The organism is Primorskyibacter flagellatus (assembly GCF_014638275.1).
Lineage (GTDB): Bacteria > Pseudomonadota > Alphaproteobacteria > Rhodobacterales > Rhodobacteraceae > Pseudooceanicola > Pseudooceanicola flagellatus_A.
This window is the reverse complement of the sequence record NZ_BMFJ01000001.1, coordinates 1,728,576-1,748,063: the sequence shown is the minus strand read 5'-3', so window position 1 is coordinate 1,748,063 and position 19,488 is coordinate 1,728,576. Positions and strand designations below refer to the sequence as shown.

Sequence of the window (19,488 nt, the reverse complement as noted above, 5' to 3'; positions counted from 1 at the left end):
GTATGGACGACACGACCATTTCCCGCGTTCAGGACAGCTTCAACCAGGTTGTCCCGATCCGCGAAGCCGCGGCGGAGATCTTCTACGCCGACCTGTTCGAAACCGCACCCGAAGTGCAGCCGCTGTTTGCGAAGACGGACATGAAAGAGCAGGGGATCAAGCTCATGGGCACGCTCGCTGTGGTCGTGAACGGCCTGCGCGATCTGCCCGCGATCCTTCCTGCGGCCGAGGACCTTGCCCGCAAGCATGTCACCTACGGGGTTGAGCCGGAGCACTACGGAGCCGTCGGCGCCTCCCTCATCCGCACGCTTGAGAAGGGCCTGGGTGATGCCTTCACGCCGGACGTCCGCTCCGCCTGGCTCACCGCCTACGGCGCCCTGTCCGGCGCCATGATCTCGGCCGCCTACGGGGAGGAAAAGGCATGACCCGCAACCTCGTCATCATCGGGGCCGGCATGGCCTCGGGCCGGGCGATCGAGCATCTGCTCGACACAGCGCCCGATAACTGGAACATCACCCTGTTCAACGCGGAACCACGGGGCAACTACAACCGCCTCATGCTGTCCCCGGTTCTGGCAGGCGAAAAGACCTACGAACAGATCGTGACCCACGACGACGCCTTCTACACCGACAACGGCATCAACTGCCGGTTCGGGGAAAAGGTGATCGCCGTGGATCGGGCCCGGAAGGTCGTCGTTGGCGAGAAGGGCGAAGTTCCCTATGACAAGCTGGTCTTCGGCACCGGGTCCAACCCCTTCATGATCCCGCTTCCGGGGCACGACCTTCCCGGCGTGATCCCCTACCGCGACCTCGAGGATACAGAACGCATGATGTCCCTCGGCGCGCGCCCCGGTGCGAAGGCCGTGGTGATCGGCGGCGGCCTGCTAGGACTGGAGGCGGCGGCGGGCATGGCGGCGCAGGGCGTCGACGTCACCGTGGTGCACATCATGGGCCACCTGATGGAACGTCAGCTGGACGAAGCGGCCGGCTACCTGCTGAAGAAGTCGCTCGAGGCGAAGGGGATCAAGGTCCTCTGCCGCGCGAATTCCAAGGAGATCCTTGCCGACGATCAGGGCCACGCCCGCGCGCTGCTGCTGGATGACGGCACCGAACTGCCCTGCGACCTGCTGGTCATGGCCGTCGGCATCCGTCCGAACGTGAAGCTGGCGCAGGAAGCCGGGCTGGCGGTCGGCAAGGGCATCCACGTCGACGCGCAGATGGTGACCTCGGACCCGGATATCCTCGCGCTCGGGGAATGCGTGGAATTCGACGGCGCGATCTTTGGCCTCGTCGCCCCGCTTTACGATCAGGCGAAGGTGCTGGCGAGGACGCTGGCGGGCGAGGAGGCGGCATTCGTCAACCGCGAGGTGTCGACCAAGTTGAAGGTGACGGGCTGCGACCTGTTCTCCGCTGGTGATTTTGCCGAAGGGGAGGGGCGCGAGGATATCGTCTTCCGCGATCCGGCCCGGGGCGTTTACAAGCGTCTGGTGATCGAGGGCGACCGCCTGATCGGTGCCGTCATGTACGGCGACACCGCCGATGGCGCATGGTTCTACAGCCTCATCAAGGACGGATCGTCCATCGAGGAGATGCGCGATACGCTGATCTTCGGTCCGGCGGCTCAGGGGGGCGCCTCCGCGGACCCTCTGTCAGCCGTTGCAGCCTTGCCGCCTGATGCGGAGATCTGTGGCTGCAACGGCGTCTGCAAGGGTACTATCGTCGAGGCAATTCAGGGCGGTGCACCCGACCTTGGCGCGGTCAGGGCCAAAACAAAGGCAAGCGCGTCCTGCGGGACATGCACCGGGTTGGTCGAACAACTGCTTCAGGTCACGCTTGGCGACGACTATGCCGCACCGACCGCGCAGCCCATGTGCGGCTGCACCGATCTGACGCATGAGGACGTCCGCCGCCTGATCAAGACCAAGCCCCTGAAATCGCAGGAGGCCGTCTGGCAGGAGCTGGGCTGGAAGACTCGCAACGGCTGCCATTCCTGCCGTCCCGCGGTCAACTTCTACCTGCTCGCCGACTGGCCGCTGGAATACCGCGACGACCCGCAGAGCCGCTTTGTTAACGAACGCAAGCACGCCAACATCCAGAAGGACGGCACCTTCTCCGTCGTGCCGCGCATGTGGGGCGGCGTGACCACCGCCGGTGAACTGCGCGCCATCGCCGACGCGGCGGAGAAATACAATGCAAAGACCGTCAAGGTCACCGGCGGCCAGCGCATCGACCTGCTTGGCATCCGGGGAGAGGACCTGCCCGCGATCTGGGCCGATCTGAACGAGGCGGGGCTTGTGTCCGGCCATGCTTACTCCAAGGGTCTGCGCACGGTGAAGACCTGTGTCGGATCGGATCATTGCCGATTTGGCACGCAGGATTCGACCGGTCTCGGGATCAAGCTGGAAAAGGCGCTCTGGGGATCGTGGACGCCGCACAAGGTCAAGCTGGCCGTGTCCGGTTGCCCGAGGAACTGTGCGGAGGCGACCTGCAAGGACGTGGGCGTGATCTGCGTGGACTCCGGTTATCAGGTCGGCGTCGCCGGGGCGGCGGGCATGGACCTGAAGGAGACCGAGCGGCTGGCCGATGTCCCGACGGAGCAGGAGGCCATCGACCTCACCATCGCCTTCGTCCAGCTCTACCGCGAGAACGCCAAGTACCTCGACCGGCCCTACAAGTGGGTCGCGAAGGTTGGTCTCGACTGGGTGAAGGAGAAGGTTGTCACCGATCGCGAGTCCCGCGCAGCCCTGATCGAACGGTTCGAGCTGTCGCAATCCATCTACCGCAAGGACCCCTGGGCGGAACACGCGGCGAAGCCCGCCGCCTACCAGCCCCTTGCCGACCTGACCCTGGAGGCCGCAGAATGAGCTGGATCGACATCGCATCCGTTGAGGACATCCCCCTGCGCGGCGCCCGCAAGATCCGCACTGCGCTTGGTTGCGTGGCCATCTTCCGGACGGCAGAGGAAGAAGTCTTTGCCGCGTCGGACACGTGCCCGCACAAGGCCGGCCCCCTGTCGGACGGGATCGTGCACGGCCAGCGCATCACCTGCCCTCTGCACAACTGGGTCTTCGACCTCAACACCGGCCAGGCGATCGGAGAGGACGCCGCCATCCCGACTTACCCGGTCAGGATCGAAGCCGGACGCGTGCTGATCGACGCCAGCCGTCTGACAGCCCGGAAGGTCGCGTGATGGACGGGTCGGGTCTGCCGGAAACACGCTCCACCTGCCCTTATTGCGGGGTCGGCTGCGGCGTGCTTCTGCGGCCCGACGGGGCAGGGGGGTTGTCCGTGCGCGGCGATCCCGACCATCCGGCGAACCGCGGACGGCTCTGCTCCAAGGGGTCCGCGCTGGCGGAAACCGTCGGTCTTGGTCACCGCCTGACCGCGCCGCTTGTGAACGGGACAGAAACCCCTTGGGACGACGCCCTGCAACTGGTCGCGGACCGCTTCCGCGCCACCATTGACGAACACGGGCCCGACGCGGCGGCCTTCTACGTCTCCGGCCAGCTGCTGACGGAGGACTACTACGTCGCGAACAAGCTGATGAAGGGTTTCATCGGCTCGGCTAACATCGACACCAACTCCCGCCTTTGCATGGCCTCCACCGTCGCCGGGCACCGCCGCGCTTTCGGCACCGACACCGTGCCGGGCACCTACGAGGATCTGGAGGAGGCGGACCTCGTCGTGCTCGTCGGCTCCAACCTCGCATGGTGCCATCCGGTGCTCTACCAGCGTCTGCTGGCCGCCCGTCAGGCGCGGGGCACGAAGATCGTCGTCATCGACCCCCGCCGCACCGCCACCTGCGACGAAGCCGACCTGCATCTCGCTTTGGCCCCCGGCAGCGACGTCGCCCTGTTCAACCGCCTCTTCTCCGCCATCCACGACAGCGGCGCGGTCGACAGCGCATACCTGACCCATACCGAGGGCTTCGTCCCCACGCTGGAGGCCGCATCGACGACCGACGCCTCCGTCACAGGACTGACCGAGGCGGAGATCGAGGCGTTCACCCGGCTCTGGATCGGCACGGAAAAGGTCGTCACCGTCTTCAGCCAGGGCGTGAACCAGTCGTCGTCAGGCAGCGACAAGGTCAATGCGATCCTCAACTGCCACCTCGCGACGGGCCGGATCGGCAAACCGGGCATGGGGCCTTTCTCCGTCACCGGCCAGCCCAATGCCATGGGGGGGCGCGAGGTCGGCGGGCTGGCGAACATGCTCGCCTGCCACCTCGACCTGGAAAACGCCGATCATCGTACGGCGGTGCGCGATTTCTGGCAGGCCCCGACGGCGCCCGACCGTCCGGGGCTGAAGGCCGTCGACATGTTCCGCGCGGTCGGGGAGGGGCGGATCAAGGCGCTGTGGATCATCCACACCAACCCGGCGGTTACCATGCCCGACGCCGACGCCGTGCGCGCGGCGATCCGTGGATGCGATTTCGTGGTGGTCAGCGACGTGACCGGGCAGACCGACACCGCGCGGCTGGCGCATGTGCTCCTCCCCGCGACCGCCTGGGCGGAGAAGGAGGGCACCGTCACCAACTCCGACCGGACGATCAGCCGGCAGCGTGCGGTACTGCCCGCGCCGGGGCACAGCCGCCCGGACTGGGCAATGCTGGCCGAGGTCGGGCGCCGCATGGGCTGGACCGCTGCCTTCGACTACGAGAGCCCGGCCGAGATCTTCCGCGAATACGCCGCGCTCTCGGGGATTGCCGGGCAGTTCGGCCGGGATTTCGACATCTCCGGCCTTGGCGGGCTGGATGACGACGCTTACGCCACGCTCGCCCCGACCCGCTGGCCCGTCAGTGCCACGCGCGAAGGCGGCCGGTTTTTCGCAGATGGTCAGTTCTACCACCCCGACGGAAAGGCCCGGATGCTACCGGTGACGCATCGCGCCCCCGCCGCCCGCACCGGTCCCCGTTATCCTTTCCGGCTGAACACCGGCCGGTTGCGTGACCAGTGGCACACGATGACGCGCACCGCGCTCAGCGCCCGTCTCTCCGCGCATCTGGCCGAACCCTTCCTCGACATACATCCGGAGGACGCGGCGCGCCTCGGCCTCTCCGCCGCCGATCTGGTAAAGGTCACCAGCCCGACCGGCAGCGCTATCCTGCGTGCCCGCATCACCGACGCGCAGCGCCCCGGCGATGTGTTTGCCCCGATGCACTGGACCGGCGAAACCGCCCCCTCCGCCCGCATCGACACGCTGGTCGCCGCGGTGACGGACCCGGTCTCCGGCCAGCCGGAAAGCAAGGCCGCCGTGGCGGCTGTGACCCGGTTCGACGCCGCATGGTATGGTTTTGCGGTCTCCGCCGCCCCGATGTCACCCGATGCCGATTACTGGGCGCTGGCCCGCACCACCACCGGTTACCGCATGGAACTCGCCGGACGCGCCCCCGTTGACAACTGGGAGACAGCCGCCCGACAATTGTTCCAGGCATCGGAGGCCGAGGCCATGACCGTCATCGACACCGCCCGCGGCACCGCCCGCGTCGCCCTGTTCGATCAGGGCCGCCTGATCGGCGCACTCTTTGTCGCGCCGGAACCCGTGGCGGTGATGCGTGACTACCTCACACAACTGCCCGGCACCGCGGACACCGCCGTTCTTTCGGGGCGTCCGCCGGCCGATCGCCCTGATCCCGGCCCGACGCTTTGCGCCTGCTTCAACGTGGGTGTGAACACCATCGTTCAGGCGGTGGAGGGCGAAGGGCTCGCCACGGTCGAGGCCGTCGGCGCCGCACTGCAGGCCGGGACCAACTGCGGGTCCTGCCGGCCCGAGATCGCCGCCCTTCTGACCCGCATCCGCCAGCGCGAGGCAGCTGAATGACTCTGGCTATCCATGTCCGGACGCTCGGGCGCGGCCCGGGCAGGTCCCGTTCCCTCACGCAGGAGGAGGCGGAGGACGCCATGCGCCTCATGCTCTCGGGTGACGCGGCCCCGCAGGCGGTTGGCGCGTTGCTGATGCTCATGCGCATGAAGGGCGAAACTGCCGAAGAGATAGCCGGCTTCGCCCACGCCGCCCAGTCCGCGATGCCGGAAGTCGCGGGTGTCGCGCTGGACTGGCCCAGCTATGCCGCAGGCCGCACGCGCGGTGCGCCCTGGTTCCTGAACGCCGCCCGGCAGGTGGCCGATGCGGGGCACCCGGTTCTGCTGCACGGCTGGAACGGCGGCGATGACACGGTGCGCGCCGGACTGCCCGCCGCCGGTATCGCCATGGCGAACACAGCGGATCAGGCGACCGAGGTCCTCGCCCGCGACGGCATTGTCTACATGGCGTTGGAAACCGCGCATCCCGCCCTTTACGCCCTGCTGCGCCTGCGCGCGGTGCTTGGCCTGCGCTCCTGCATCAACACGGTCTGCAGAATGCTGAACCCCGGACGTGCAACTGCCAGCGTTCAGGGGGTGTTTCATCCCTCCTACCGGCTGTTGCAGGCGGATGCGGCGCAACTGCTTGGCTGGCGGTCGCTGACAGTCATCAAAGGCGGCGGCGGAGAGTTCGAACGCCACCCCGGCAAGGACATCGCCGCCTTCGGCCTGCGCAATGGTCAGCCTTGGCAGCAGGCTTTCCCCGCACTGAGTGACGAAACCCGCCGACTGAAGGAAGACGCGACCGACGGGGATTTCGAATCCGCCATCGTCGCGGGCACCGCGGATCTGGCCTTTGAAACTCTCGGGCAGCCGCCGCTGGCAGGAGCCGCCGAATGAAAAGCTTTCCGATGTTCATCCGCACCACCGGCCGCCGCGTCGTCATCGTCGGGGGCGGAGAGACGGCGGCACAGAAGGCCCGCCTGATGCTCAAGACCGATGCGGAAATCGTGCTTGTCGCTCCCGACCTCGACGACGAACTCGCCGGGCTGGTGGCGGAGGGGCTGGCGCGGCACGAAACCACGCTCACCGCCGCCTGTTTCGACAACGCCGCCATGGCCTTTGTCGGAACAGGCTGCCCGGGGCTCGACGCCTCGGCGCAGGCGCTGGCCCGCGCGGTGCGCTGCCCGGTCAACGTCGTGGACCGGCCCGAGATGTGTGACATCACGACCCCGGCGCTTGTCGACCGCGACCCGGTGGTGATCGCCATCGGCAGCGAAGGCACCGCCCCCGTCCTGACGCGGGAGATCAAGGTCGCGCTGGAAACCATGCTGGCCCCGCGGCTCGGTGCGCTGGCGGCGCTGGCTGGCAGGCTCCGTCCCGCCGTCGCGCAGTCGATCCCGCAGGATCAGCGCCGCCGCTTCTGGTCCTGGGTCTTCAGGGGCGCGCCCCGCGCCGCATGGGACCGGGGCGGGGAACGCGCCGCAAGCGCCGCGATCAAGCAGGCCGTGCAGGAGGGCAGGGTGCCCGGTGACACCGCCCCCGGCCGCCTGTCGGTTATCGACGTTCCCGAGGGCGGGGCCGACCTGTTGACCCTGCGCGCCGTCCGCCGCCTGCAGGAGGCTGACCTGATCGTCACCGACGCGGGCCTGTCAGCTGAGGTGCTGGAACTCGCCCGCCGTGATGCGCACCGCCTGACCGCGCCTTCCGGTGATGGCTCCGGCGTCTGGCCCGCCGAACGCCGCCTTGCCGCCATCGCGGCCGAAGCGGGCACGGACAGGCAGGTGGTCTGGCTGCGTGCGGGCCCCGGCGCGGCGCTGCCGGAGGAGGTGTCGGGCGTCATGGTCGAACATGTGCCCATGCCCCTGTCCGCGTCGCCGGGGTCCGAATCCGCAAGCCCCTGCGCGGCGACCCTCTAGTCCCACATCGACAGCATCTGCGCACCCACATCGATCCGGTGCACCGGCGCCGGTCTTGTTCCGGCCGGCTGCGGCGGCGACCAGCTTGTCGTCTCGAAATGCCCGAGCATCTCTTTCGGAATGAACCGGGTGCGCATCGCATAGACGTGGCGGTCGCCGTTCCGCGTCTGCTGCGTCACGTAGAACCTGAGCGGCACGCCAAGCGTCAGCCGGTCCTTCGCGCGGGTCATGGCGACGTAGAGCAGGCGGCGCTCCTCCTCGATCTCCTCCGTCGAACCGGTGCCGAGGTCCGAGGGGATGCAGCCGTCCACCGCATTCAGCAGATAAACCGATTTCCACTCCTGCCCCTTGGCGGAATGTATGGTCGACAGGATCAGATAATCCTCGTCCTTCAGCGGCACGCCCGACCGGTCGCTGGTGGCATCCGGCGGGTCGAGCGTCAGCTCCGTCAGGAACTTTTCGCGCGACGGATAGCCCGCCGCGATCTGTTCCAGCTGGAGCAGGTCCGCCCGCCGCGCCTCCGCATCCTCGTGGATCCGGTCAAGTTGCGGGTCGTACCAGGCTCGGATCATGCTGATCTCTTCCGGCCAGCCCGCGCCCGAGGTCATGGCGGCAACGAATCCCGGCCAGTCGGCGGCGGCCCGCGCCGGAGGCGCCACCGCCTCAAGCGCCAGAGCGGGCTGCGGCGACAGGTCCAGCGCGTCGAGGATCCGGCCCGCTGCCACCGGCCCCACGCCCGGCAGCAGGTGCAGCACCCGGAACCCCGCCACGCGGTCACGCGGGTTCTGGGCAAAGCGCAGCATCGCCAGCAGGTCCTTCACATGCGCGGAGTCGAGGAACTTCAGCCCGCCGAATTTTACGAAGGGCACGTTGCGCCGGGTCAGTTCCACCTCCAGCTGGCCGGAATGGCTGGCGGTGCGGAACAGCACGGCCTGGTCCCTGAGCGCGGTGCCGGCCTCGCGGTCCTCAAGCACCCGGTCCACGATGTAACGCGCCTGATCGGCTTCCGTCGCCAGCGTGACGATGCGCGGTTTCTCGGCCGACTCCCGCTCTGTCCAGAGGTCCTTTGTGAACCTCTCCCGCGCCGCCCCGATCACCGCGTTGGCGGCCGTCAGGATCGGCCGGGTGGAGCGGTAGTTCCGGTCCAGCGTAAAAACATCCGCCGCGGGCGCGTAACTGTCGGGAAAGTCGAGGATATTGCGCACCGTCGCCGCCCGGAAGGCGTAGATCGACTGCGCATCATCCCCGACCACCGTAAGCCCGCGCCCGTCCGGCTTCATCGCCCGCAGGATCCGCGCCTGCAGCCGGTTGGTGTCCTGGTATTCGTCTATCAACACATGATCCCACTGGCCCCCGATATGCGCCGCGAAATCGGCATCCGACATCACCTGCGCCCAGGCCAGCAGCAGATCGTCATAGTCCAGCACGTTCTGGTCCCGCTTGGCGCGGACATAGGCCCCGAACAACTGTTTGAGCTCCGCCTCCCAGCTCTGGCACCAGGGAAAATGCGCCTTCAGCGCCTCGGCCAGCGGCTCCTCCGCATTCACGACGCGGGAATAGATCGCAAGACAGGTGCCCTTGGCCGGAAAACGCTGTTCCGTCTTTGAAAATCCCAGCCCATGACGGCAGAGGTTCATCAGGTCGGCGCTGTCTTCCCGGTCGTGGATGGTGAAGTCCGGGCTCAGTCCGATGCCCGCCGCGTGCTCTCGCAGCAGTCGCGCTCCGATGGCGTGGAAGGTCCCGGCCCAGGTCAGCGCCTCTGCCGCGTAGCCCGTGCCCATGGCCTGCGTGGTGATCCGTTCGACCCGCCGCGTCAGTTCCGTCGCGGCACGGCGCGAGAAGGTCATCAGCAGGATGCGCCGTGGATCGGCCCCGTTCACCAGCAGATGTGCCACCCGATGCGCCAGCGTGCTGGTCTTTCCCGACCCGGCCCCCGCGATCACCAGAAGAGGCGGCGGTATGTCCGCGCCGCCCACGCCATGCACCACGGCGGCGCGCTGGTCGGGGTTGAGCTTGTCGAGATAGGTCGCCTGCATGGTCCCGGTTCCCTTGTGACTGGGTGAGGGCACAGGTTAACCGATCCGGAACAATTGGGGAACACGTTCTTCGTTGGTCGCACTCCCGAAAAGCGTAACCCCCTGCAATCCCGCCTTGACCCGAGAGTTGCCGCTGCCCCGCTTGGCCTTTCCGGCGCGATCCACCATGGTTGCGGCGGTCGCCTGTGACCCGCGTCACCGTACGCTGCGCGACCGACCCCGAAGACCCTGACCGGAGCCCCGACAATGACCCATGACCTGCTGATCCGGAACGGCCGGGTGATCGACCCCGAAACCGGCTTTGACCGCGTCTGCGACATCGCCATCGCCGGGGACACCATCGCCGCCATCGGAACCGGGCTTGGTCCGGCCGCCACGGAAATCGATGCGTCGGGATTGGTTGTTGCACCGGGCTTCATCGACCTGCACGCACATGGCCAGTCCGTGGCCGCCGACCGGATGCAGGCTTTCGACGGTGTGACAACGACGCTCGAACTTGAGATCGGCGTGCTGCCCGTCGCCGAATGGTACGAGGCTCAGGCGGGCGAGGCGCGGGTGCTCAATTACGGTGCGGCGGCAGCCTGGGCCTTTGCCCGGCGGGCCGTGTTCGGCGGCTTCTCTCCGGATGGCACGCGCAATGCGCTCAGCCACATGGGCAGTTCCAACGACAACCGGTGGAGTACGGACACTGCCTCTCCCGAACAGACCGCCGAAATCGTCGCGGCGACCCGTCAGGGGCTGGAGGAGGGCGGGATCGGCATCGGAATGCCGAACGGCTACCTTACCGGCGCTGGCATGAAGGAACTGTCGCTGATCTGCGATCTCGCCGCCGAATTCGACCGCCCGACCTATACCCACCTCGCCTATATGGCGAATGTCGATCCCAACTCCTCTGTCGACAGCTATATCCGGCTGATTGGCCTGGCCGGGGCCACGGGCGCGCACATGCACATCTGCCACCTGAACTCCACCAGCCTTCAGGACATCGACCGCGCGGTGGAGGTGATTGCCAAGGCGCAGGCGCAGGGCCTGAAGGTCACAACGGAGGCCTATCCTTACGGCTCCGGATCGACTGTCGTCGCGGCGGGTTTCTTTGCCGATCCGGCATTCCCGGAACGTACGGGCACCGGTTACAATTCCATCGAACTGGTGAAGAACCGGCATCGTTTTGCCGACCGGCCCGACCTTCTGCGTGCCGCGAACGAAGCCCCGACGGACCTTGTCATGTGGCACTACCTGGATGTGGAGGTGAACACGGATCATCGCAGGATGCTGGATCAGTCCGTGACCTATCCCGGCGGGTCCATCGCGTCGGATGCGATGCCCTGGGTGCGGCCGGACGGTTCCATCTACCAGGGCATGGACTGGCCGCTTCCGGAAGATGTTTCGGCGCACCCGCGCTCCTCCGGGACTTTCGCGAAGTTTCTGCGCGATTATGCGCTGGACCGCCCGGTCATCCCGTTGGGCGAGGCGCTGGCGAAATGCACCATCTACCCGGCCCGCGTGATCGGCGACAGCGTTCCCCAGATCGCCCGCAAGGCGCGGCTGCGTGAAGGGTTCGACGCGGACATCGTGGTGTTCGACCCCGAAACCCTCACCGACCGCGCCACCTTTTCCGCGATGAACCGCGCCTCCGAGGGGGTGCGGCACCTGTTCGTTGGCGGCGTCCCGGTCATTCGTGACGGCCTGCTCGACACCGGGGCGGCACCCGGACGGCCCGTGCGATGCCCGCCGCGGTGACCCCTGCGGAGGCGGGCGCGATAAGCGTCCCGGTCGTGGTCGTCACCGGGTTCCTCGGCGCCGGCAAGACGACATTCATCAACGACATGCTCCTTCGCGCGGACGGGCAGAGGATCGCGGCGGTCGTCAACGATTTCGGCAGCATCAACATCGACGCCGCCCTGCTGAGCAATGCGACGGAGGAGGTCATCGGCCTGAAGAACGGCTGCATCTGCTGTTCGCTTCAGGGCGATCTGCTGCGCACCCTTCGCAATGTCCTGGATGGTCGTCCGCCCGATCTCATCGTCATTGAAGCCAGCGGTGTCGCCGATCCCGGCGGTATCGTTCAGGCCCTGATGGACCCTGTGGTCGCGCGGGTGGCCTCGCTCGACGCTGTGGTCTGCATTGCCGACGCCGAGGACCTCCAGGACGGCGAAACCCGCTGGAGCGATCCGCTGTGGCTGGCGCAACTGCGCGGCAGCGACATGATCCAATTGTCCAAGGTCCCGGCGCAGGCGAACCGGGTCAACGCACTTGCCACGCGGCTGGCCACAGTCGCCAGACGGCCCGTCTTCGGAACCGCAGGCGATGTGGTCGAGATCGCCGAACTTGTCGGCGCGGTCCGGACTCGGCCCGTTGCCAGTATCGGCACCACTCCGGCGGACAGGCGCTTTGCTTCGCTGGAATGGAGCTGCGCAGGTGCCATCGACATGCGGGCCTTTCAGGCAGCTATCCAGAGCCTCGCCCCCTCTCTGCTGCGCGCCAAGGGGTTCCTGACCGTGACCGGCGCCTCCACCCGGCATCTGCTGTTCCAGATGGTCGGTCGCCGCGCCAGCGTGATGCCCGCCGCCCTGCAAAAGGACGGCTGCGCCCTGATCCTGATCGGAGAGCGCGACGTCTTCGACCCCGACGCGGCCCGCCGACTGCTTGCCGGGCTGAGCGAGGGCTGACTCGTTACCAGAGCCCCCGGTCCAGTCCGGCAATCGCCGCGGTGTCGCCCTCCATCGCACGCGCCAGGCGGTCGGCAGTAGCCGGGCCGAGGGTGAAGCCCTGATGCCCGTGCCCGAAGTTCAGCCAGAGACCGCGGTGACGCGGGGCCTGCATGACCAGCGGCAGCATCCCCGGAAGGCAGGGGCGGGTGCCGGTCCAGGGTGTTTCCTCGACCGGCGCGCCTATGTCCATCAGGCGTCTGGCCGCGGCCTCCGCCCGGCGCAACTGGCGATGATCGGGCAACGGGCGACCGGGCAGTTCCACCGCCGTGGCAATGCGCAGGCCCGCGCTCATCGGTGAAAGCACCGCGGACTGGTGCGACAGCATGACCGGGCGGGTTGGCATCGCGGCGGCCCTGAAATGCCGGTGGTATCCCTGCTTGCGCACCATCGGCACCCGGTAGCCGAAGCTGGCGAGGACACCCGGCGACCAGGGGCCAAGCGACAGCACCACCCGTTCCGCGCGCTCTCTGGCAACCCGCCATCCGGACCCGTCAGGCGAAAGATCGTCGGCGTCGGCCTGGACCAGCCGTCCGCCCCTGTCTTGGAACATCCTGGCATAGGCCGCCACAAGCCCGCCCGGATCGGAGCAGCTGCGCGGCCCGGCCCAGAGCACGGCACCGGCGGTTTCCCCGGTCACCGCCGGTTCGGCCCGGGCAAAACCGGCGGGGTCGAGGATTTCGGACGCGACGCCGTATTCGTCCCGCAGCGCCTTGGCCCGAGCAACACCTTCGGCGAAGGTGGCAGGGGTTGCGAAAACCTCCCAATAGCCCGTTGCCCGGATCAGGCCCTCGGCGCCGGCGTCCCGAGCCAGCAGGTCATGACCTGCCATCGCTTCCGCGATCATCTCGCGCCAGAGCGGACCGATACGGGCCATGTTGGCGGGCAGGGACGCATGTAGATAGCGCAACAGGCCAGGCAATTGGCCTCCCAGACCGCGCCAGTTCAGCCGCACTGCGTTGCGGTGGCCAAGCGCCATGCGCAACAGGTCGAACGGACGATACGGCAGCGCATAGGGCAGCATTGCCTCTGCCTGGAGGATCCCTGCGTTGCCGTAGCTTGTCTCGCGTCCCGGCGGCTTGCGGTCGATCAGAACGCAGTCATGCCCCCGCGCCTGCAGCGCGAGGGCCGTTGTCGTGCCGACCATGCCGGCCCCGAGAATGGCAATTGTCGTCATGCGGACCGCATCAGAGGTTCGGTGCGATCCTTTCGGCGATCTCGATCCGCTTCTTCTGCGGCGCGGCCATTCTCGCCTGCGTGGAGGCCAGCACCTCTGCCGGGGCCGTGTCGGGCGATCCGGCATTGAACGGGGGCTGCGGATTGTATTCCAGCCGAAGCTGCACGAACTCCGCCACCGGTTTGCCGAACATCTCGGCCACGACCATCAGGCCAAGGTCGATGCCCGCCGTGACGCCGCCGCCGGTGATCCGGTTGCGGTCCACGACCACGCGTTCCTTGACAACTTCGGCGCCAAGCAGGGGGAGGGTGGAGAGTGCATTCCAATGTGTCGTCGCCCGATAGCCCTTGAGCAGCCCCGCCGCCCCGAGAACCAGCGCGCCGGTGCAGACGGAAGTGACATATCCCGCACCTTCGGCCTGCCGCCGGAGAAAGTCCAGAACCTCCGGGTCCTCCATCAGCGCGTCCGTTCCAAGCCCGCCGGGCACGCAGATCAGGTCGAGCTGCGGGCAGTCGTCCAGCGTGACGGTCGGCGCGATCATCAGGGGCGTATCGCTTGGCACCGGGTCGAGTGTTTTCCAGATAAGATGGACATCCGCATCGGCCACGCTGCCGAAGACCTGAAGCGGGCCGGTCATGTCCAGCTGCGTGATGTTCGGGAAGACGAGCAGCCCGATCTGCTTTTTCTGAGACATGGATACGCCTTTGGTGAACTGACTTGACGGGTGCAATCTGGCATGGTCAGCTTTCCGCCAAAATGGCGTAGTTCCCACTTTTTCTGACATTCTCTGACAGGCCATGATCGGACTCTTCATCTTCCCACGCTTCCAGATCCTCGACGTCACGGGCCCCGCCGCTGTCTTCGAGATCGCCCGCCGCCTTGTCCCGACCGCGCCCGAGGTGAGGATGGTTGCCATCGACCCCGGCCTCGTCCGGTCCTCCTGCGGGGTGGAGGTCATGGCCTCGGACGTGGCGAAGGAACGCGGCATGTCCGCGCTGATCACCGCCGGGGGGCTTGGTGTCGAGGATGCGATGGAATGCAAGCGGACCCAGACCCTGTTCCGGACCATGGCCAGACAGAAGCGGCTGGTCGCAAGCGTCTGTACCGGCGCATATATCCTTGCCCGCACGGGGCTTCTGGACGGGCGCAAGGCGACCACGCACTGGCAGGAGACCTCCAACTTCGCGGCGCGTTTTCCGAAGGTCCGGCTCGAGCCCGACCGCATCTTCCACCGTGAGGGCAATGTCTGGACCTCGGCCGGGGTGACCGCCGGGATCGATCTCGCGCTCGCGATGGTCGCCGACACGCATGGCGAAGAGATCGCCATGGCCACGGCCCGACAGCTGGTGCTCTATCACCGCCGCAGCGGCGGGCAGACCCAGTTCTCCACCCTGCTGGAGCTGAAATCGCCGAATGGCCGGTTCAGTGCGCTGCTGACCTGGATCCGCGAAAACCTCGACAAACCCCTGACGGTCGAGATGCTGGCAGACCGTGCGGGCCTCAGCGCGCGCCACTTTGCCCGAATTTTCACCAATGAGACCGGCACGACCCCCGCAAAGGCTATCGAACGGCTGCGGCTGGAGGTCGCGCGTGAACGGATCGAGTCTTCGGGCGATCTCATTGAAATCATTGCCACTGGCACCGGGTTCCGCGACCCGGAGAGGATGCGCCGGTCCTTCATCCGGGCCTATGGTCAACCGCCCCAGGCAATGCGTCGGGCTGCCCGGCTTGCCAAGGGCGCAGAGGCCTGACCGGCCCGGACACAAGGCCGGCGGATGTCCTGATTTGCGGGTTTAATGCCCGAAACCATCGTGGTCGATCCCACCATTCGTGACACCTGACGCGCCTTGTTCCCGCCTGTCGCAATGGCCGCCAGAGCCTTGCCTCACAAGCTCGAACGCCAATTTCCAACACGCACAAGGACGACTCGCATGACCGACAGGCCTGCGAAACGGCCCGACACGGACGGTCAAAGCCGGAGTCCGAAATTGCCGGATAAACGGCATTGTCGGACATGGACGGGCGTGGGTAGCGTTTATCCACGATCAACAACACTGGCACGGCGAACGGGGGCGACACCCCGTCGACGGACCGGGCCAGCACCTTCCAACAGGGGTAAGACATGGAACGAAACACCACCCGCAAGACCGCCCTGCGCGGCCCGCTATTGCAAGCGACGGCCGCGGTGGCCGTTGTCACCGCAATGTCCCTGCCGACCGCGACCCTCGCCGAAATTTCGGGCGGGGTCGTCCGGGTCGGGGTCATCAATGACCAATCTGGCCCGCTGGCGGACCTTTCCGGCCCCGGCTCGGTCGTGGCGGCAGAACTGGCCATCGAAGACTTCAAGGCGATGCACCCCGAGATCGAGGTTGATCTGGTCTCGGCCGACCACCAGAACAAGCCGGACATCGGCGCACAGATCGTGCGGAAATGGTTTGACGTCGATGGCGTGGACATGGTCGCGGACGTGTCCAATTCCGCCGTCGGGCTGGCCGTCAACGCCCTGGCGAAAGAGGCCAACAAGATCGTCGGTTTCGCCGTCATCGGCACCACGGAACTGAGCGGGGCGCAATGTGCCAAGACCGGGCTGGCCTGGCTGCACGACAACTACAACCTCGTCTCAGGGCCGGTCCGCGAATACGTCGGGCAGGGGCTCGACACCTGGTTCTTCATCGCGGCGGACTATGCCTTCGGACACAACATGGTGGCGGAATCCGAAACCATCCTCGCCGCGGCCGGCGGCACCTCCGCCGGGTCGGTCTTCCATCCGCTTGGCAACTCCGACTACGCCTCTTTCCTGCTTCAGGCCCAGAGTTCGGGCGCCAAGGTCGTGGCGTTCGGCAACGCGGGCAGCCAGTTGGTGACCGCGATGAAGCAGTGGAACGAATTCGGGATGACGGAGGCCGGCCAGAAACCGGTGGCCGAACTGATGTTCCTGACCGACGTGCATTCCATGGGACTGAAGACCGCGCAGGGCCTGTCAACGGTGACCGCCTGGTACTGGGACCTCAACGATGAAACCCGTGCCTTCGGCGAACGCTTCATGGCCAGGCATGGCCGCGCTCCGACGGCGCCGCAGGCGTCGGTCTATTCCTCGGTTTTCCACTACCTGAAATCGGTCGCGGCAGCCGGGTCGGACGACACGGACGCGGCGCTTGCGAAGATGATCGAGACTCCGGTGGACGATTTCTTTGCCCCCGGCGGCACGATCCGCGCGGACGGCAAGCTGGTGCATGACTTCTACCTCGTGCAGGCCAAGAAGCCCGACGAGATGACGAAGGACTGGGCCTACTACGACGTGGTGAAGACGATCCCGGCAGCCGAGGCCTATCTGCCGCTGGAGAACAGCGCCTGTCCTCTGGTCCAGAAATAACAAGCGGTGAAGAGACTGCGGCGGTCCCGCGTGACCGGCCTTGCCCGGAAAGAAAAGACATGAGCGAATATCTGGTCGAGACAGAAAACCTGTGCAAGGAATTCAAGGGCTTCGCCGCAGTCAGCAACGTGACGCTCAAGGTCCGGACCGGCAGCATTCACGCCCTGATCGGACCGAACGGAGCAGGCAAAACCACCTGCTTCAACCTTCTGACCAAGTTCCTGAAACCGACGGCGGGCACGATCCGCTACAGGGGGCAGGACATCACCGACCTGCCGCCGACCGATGTCGCTCGGCGGGGGATGGTCCGGTCCTTCCAGATCTCCGCCGTCTTTCCCGGCATGACAGCGCTGGAGAACGTCAAGCTGGCGTTGCAGCGGGCGCGCGGAGGATCCTTCGATTTCTGGCGGTCGCGGTCCGCGCTGCGGGCCTACGACACACGGGCGCGGGAGCTTTTGGACGATGTCGGCCTTGGCGATTTTGCCGGGACCATGGCGGCTGAAATGCCCTACGGCCGGAAGCGCGCGCTTGAAATCGCGACCACCCTTGCGCTTGATCCGGACATGCTCCTGCTCGACGAACCCATGGCGGGCATGGCGCATGAGGAGATCGACCGCATCTCTGCCCTGATCCGCCGCATCGGGAAAAACCGAACGATCCTGATGGTCGAGCACAACCTGAACGTCGTCGCTGACCTGTCCGACGAGATCACGGTGCTGGCACGCGGAGAGATCCTCGCCCAAGGCAGTTACCGGGACATCGCGGATCATCCCGGCGTGCGCGAAGCCTACCTGGGGGTCTGAGATGACGGCGGAACACGACACCATGACCCGGACCGCGCTGAAGGTCGGCGTACTGAACGCCTGGTACGGCGAATCCCACGTTCTGCACGGCATGGACTTCGATGTCGCGGAGGGGGAGGTTGTCACCCTTCTGGGCCGCAACGGCGCGGGCAAGACCACGACGCTCAAGGCGATCATGGGCCTGATGGAAAAGCGCAGCGGATCGGTGGAATTCGGCGGCGTCGAGACCATCAACCTGCCCGCCAACCGCATCGGACGGCTCGGCATCGGTTACTGCCCCGAGGAACGCGGTATCTTCTCAAGCCTCAATGTAGAGGAAAATCTCCTGCTCCCGCCGGTTGTCCGCAGAGGCGGTCTGACGACGGAAGACATCTTCGACCTGTTCCCCAATCTCCTCGAGCGGCTGTACAGCCAGGGCACGAAGCTGTCGGGCGGGGAACAGCAGATGCTGGCCATTGCCCGCATCCTCAGAACTGGCGCGCAGTTCATCGTGCTGGACGAACCGACCGAAGGCCTGGCCCCGGTCATCGTCCAGCAGATCGGACGTACCATCGAAAGGCTGCGTCAGAAGGGGTTCACCATCCTTCTGGTCGAACAGAACCTGCGCTTCGCAACGTCGGTCGCCGACCGGTTCTGCGTGGTCGAACACGGGCAGGTCATCGACACCCTGACGCGGGCCGACGTCGATGCCAGCACCGCCAAACTGAACAGCTACCTCGGCGTCTGAACGCCCAAGAACCGACAGGACTGACCCCTTGGCCCTAAATGCTCTTTTCTCGCAACTGCTGATCGGGTTGATCAACGGCTCCTTCTACGCGCTGCTTAGCCTCGGGCTGGCGGTGATCTTCGGGATGCTGAACATCATCAACTTCGCCCATGGCGCCTTCTACATGATCGGGGCTTTCGCGGCCTATTTCCTGATGGCCAGCGCCGGAATCGGTTACTGGGGCGCGCTGATCCTCGCACCGGTCATGGTCGGACTTGCGGGCATGGCGACGGAACGGTTGCTCCTGCGTCGGCTGGCAAAGATGGATCACCTCTACGGGCTGCTCATGACCTTCGGGCTGGCGCTGGTGCTGCAGGGGGTTTTCCAGGTGGCCTTCGGCTCCTCCGGTCTGCCCTATCCGATCCCCGAAGCGCTGACCGGCGGCGTGAACCTCGGCTTCATGTTCCTGCCGCTCTACCGGGGATGGGTGGTCGTGTTCTCTCTCGTCGCCTGCATCGCGACCTGGTACCTCATCGAACGCACCCGACTTGGCGCCTATCTGCGCGCGGCGACCGAAAACCCGTCGCTCGTGCGGGCCTTCGGGATCAACGTACCGCTGATGATTACCGTGACCTACGGCTTCGGCGTGGCGCTGGCGGCGCTGGCGGGGGTGCTGTCCGCGCCGATCAACTCCGTCCGGCCACTCATGGGCGCGGACCTCATCATCGTCGTCTTTGCGGTGGTGGTGATCGGCGGCATGGGCTCGATCCTCGGCTCCGTCATCACCGGGTTCGCCGTCGGCGTGGTCGAGGGGCTGACGAAGTACTTCTACCCCGAAGCGTCCAGTACGGTGATCTTCGTGCTCATGGTCCTGATCCTACTCGTCAAGCCGACCGGCCTGACCGGCCGCGGGATCGAGGCGACGCAATCCGCCGTGGCGCCCGAACCCGCGAGCGCGCAGGGGCGCGA

The 19,488-nt window shown here is 66.6% G+C and carries 15 protein-coding genes and 1 pseudogene; 13 read left to right on the top strand and 3 right to left on the bottom strand.

The features are described 5' to 3' along the window. Window positions 1-2: 2 nt before the first annotated feature. From IEV87_RS08540 to IEV87_RS08515, 6 genes are read left to right on the top strand one after another with little or no spacing between them, the layout of a single operon-like run. A complete protein-coding gene (locus IEV87_RS08540; RefSeq protein ID WP_188477222.1) occupies window positions 3-425 on the top strand; it encodes a globin family protein in 423 nt (140 codons plus the stop codon). Next, complete coding sequence (nirB, locus tag IEV87_RS08535) at window positions 422-2,863, top strand: nitrite reductase large subunit NirB (RefSeq protein ID WP_188477221.1); 2,442 nt, start codon at window positions 422-424, stop codon at window positions 2,861-2,863. The genes IEV87_RS08540 and nirB overlap by 4 nt, the downstream gene beginning before the upstream one ends. Next, complete coding sequence (gene nirD / locus IEV87_RS08530; RefSeq protein WP_188477220.1) at window positions 2,860-3,189, top strand: nitrite reductase small subunit NirD; 330 nt, start codon at window positions 2,860-2,862, stop codon at window positions 3,187-3,189. The genes nirB and nirD overlap by 4 nt, the downstream gene beginning before the upstream one ends. Then, entirely contained in the window at window positions 3,189-5,819 is a 2,631-nt protein-coding gene (locus IEV87_RS08525; RefSeq protein WP_188478381.1) for a nitrate reductase, read from the top strand. The genes nirD and IEV87_RS08525 overlap by 1 nt, the downstream gene beginning before the upstream one ends. Next, window positions 5,816-6,697 carry a glycosyl transferase family protein gene (locus tag IEV87_RS08520; RefSeq protein ID WP_188477219.1) on the top strand — a complete coding sequence of 294 codons (882 nt, stop codon included), beginning with the start codon at window positions 5,816-5,818 and terminating at the stop codon, window positions 6,695-6,697. The genes IEV87_RS08525 and IEV87_RS08520 overlap by 4 nt, the downstream gene beginning before the upstream one ends. Next, complete coding sequence (locus tag IEV87_RS08515) at window positions 6,694-7,716, top strand: NAD(P)-dependent oxidoreductase (protein ID WP_188477218.1); 1,023 nt, start codon at window positions 6,694-6,696, stop codon at window positions 7,714-7,716. The genes IEV87_RS08520 and IEV87_RS08515 overlap by 4 nt, the downstream gene beginning before the upstream one ends. Here the strand turns inward: IEV87_RS08515 and IEV87_RS08510 are convergent. Continuing rightward, the gene (locus tag IEV87_RS08510; protein ID WP_188477217.1) at window positions 7,713-9,752 is read right to left on the bottom strand and encodes an ATP-dependent helicase; all 2,040 of its coding nucleotides are present in this window, start codon (window positions 9,750-9,752) and stop codon (window positions 7,713-7,715) included. The two genes, IEV87_RS08515 and IEV87_RS08510, sit on opposite strands and share 4 nt — an antisense overlap. A 246-nt stretch (window positions 9,753-9,998) precedes the next feature. Between IEV87_RS08510 and IEV87_RS08505 the strand changes: the two genes are divergently transcribed. Both IEV87_RS08505 and IEV87_RS08500 read left to right on the top strand, forming a co-directional pair. After that, window positions 9,999-11,492 (top strand): amidohydrolase family protein, encoded by a 1,494-nt coding sequence (locus tag IEV87_RS08505; protein WP_188477216.1) that lies wholly within the window; start codon window positions 9,999-10,001, stop codon window positions 11,490-11,492. Continuing rightward, window positions 11,477-12,421: a CobW family GTP-binding protein gene (locus tag IEV87_RS08500; protein WP_229737486.1), complete on the top strand. Its 945-nt coding sequence runs from the start codon at window positions 11,477-11,479 to the stop codon at window positions 12,419-12,421. Before IEV87_RS08505 ends, IEV87_RS08500 begins: the two co-directional genes overlap by 16 nt. 4 nt (window positions 12,422-12,425) lie before the next feature. On the opposite strand, the gene IEV87_RS08495 is transcribed toward IEV87_RS08500, so the two are convergent. Both IEV87_RS08495 and IEV87_RS08490 read right to left on the bottom strand, forming a co-directional pair. Beyond that, entirely contained in the window at window positions 12,426-13,637 is a 1,212-nt protein-coding gene (locus tag IEV87_RS08495) for an NAD(P)/FAD-dependent oxidoreductase (protein ID WP_188477215.1), read from the bottom strand. Window positions 13,638-13,647: 10 nt separating this feature from the next. After that, window positions 13,648-14,331: a DJ-1/PfpI family protein gene (locus tag IEV87_RS08490; protein ID WP_188477214.1), complete on the bottom strand. Its 684-nt coding sequence runs from the start codon at window positions 14,329-14,331 to the stop codon at window positions 13,648-13,650. A gap of 103 nt (window positions 14,332-14,434) precedes the next feature. Between IEV87_RS08490 and IEV87_RS08485 the strand changes: the two genes are divergently transcribed. The 5 genes and pseudogenes from IEV87_RS08485 to IEV87_RS22805 all read left to right on the top strand — a co-directional run. Beyond that, a complete protein-coding gene (locus IEV87_RS08485; RefSeq protein WP_188477213.1) occupies window positions 14,435-15,388 on the top strand; it encodes a GlxA family transcriptional regulator in 954 nt (317 codons plus the stop codon). A 371-nt stretch (window positions 15,389-15,759) separates the two neighbouring features. Beyond that, window positions 15,760-17,010 (top strand): ABC transporter substrate-binding protein, encoded by a 1,251-nt coding sequence (locus IEV87_RS08480; RefSeq protein ID WP_188477212.1) that lies wholly within the window; start codon window positions 15,760-15,762, stop codon window positions 17,008-17,010. 59 nt (window positions 17,011-17,069) lie between these two features. Then, window positions 17,070-17,813: an ABC transporter ATP-binding protein gene (locus IEV87_RS08475; RefSeq protein ID WP_188477211.1), complete on the top strand. Its 744-nt coding sequence runs from the start codon at window positions 17,070-17,072 to the stop codon at window positions 17,811-17,813. 1 nt (window position 17,814) lies between these two features. Then, window positions 17,815-18,540 carry an ABC transporter ATP-binding protein gene (locus IEV87_RS08470; protein ID WP_188477210.1) on the top strand — a complete coding sequence of 242 codons (726 nt, stop codon included), beginning with the start codon at window positions 17,815-17,817 and terminating at the stop codon, window positions 18,538-18,540. A 28-nt stretch (window positions 18,541-18,568) separates the two neighbouring features. Then, a pseudogene (locus tag IEV87_RS22805) lies at window positions 18,569-19,429 on the top strand (branched-chain amino acid ABC transporter permease); the annotation flags it as partial. Window positions 19,430-19,488: the final 59 nt, after the last annotated feature.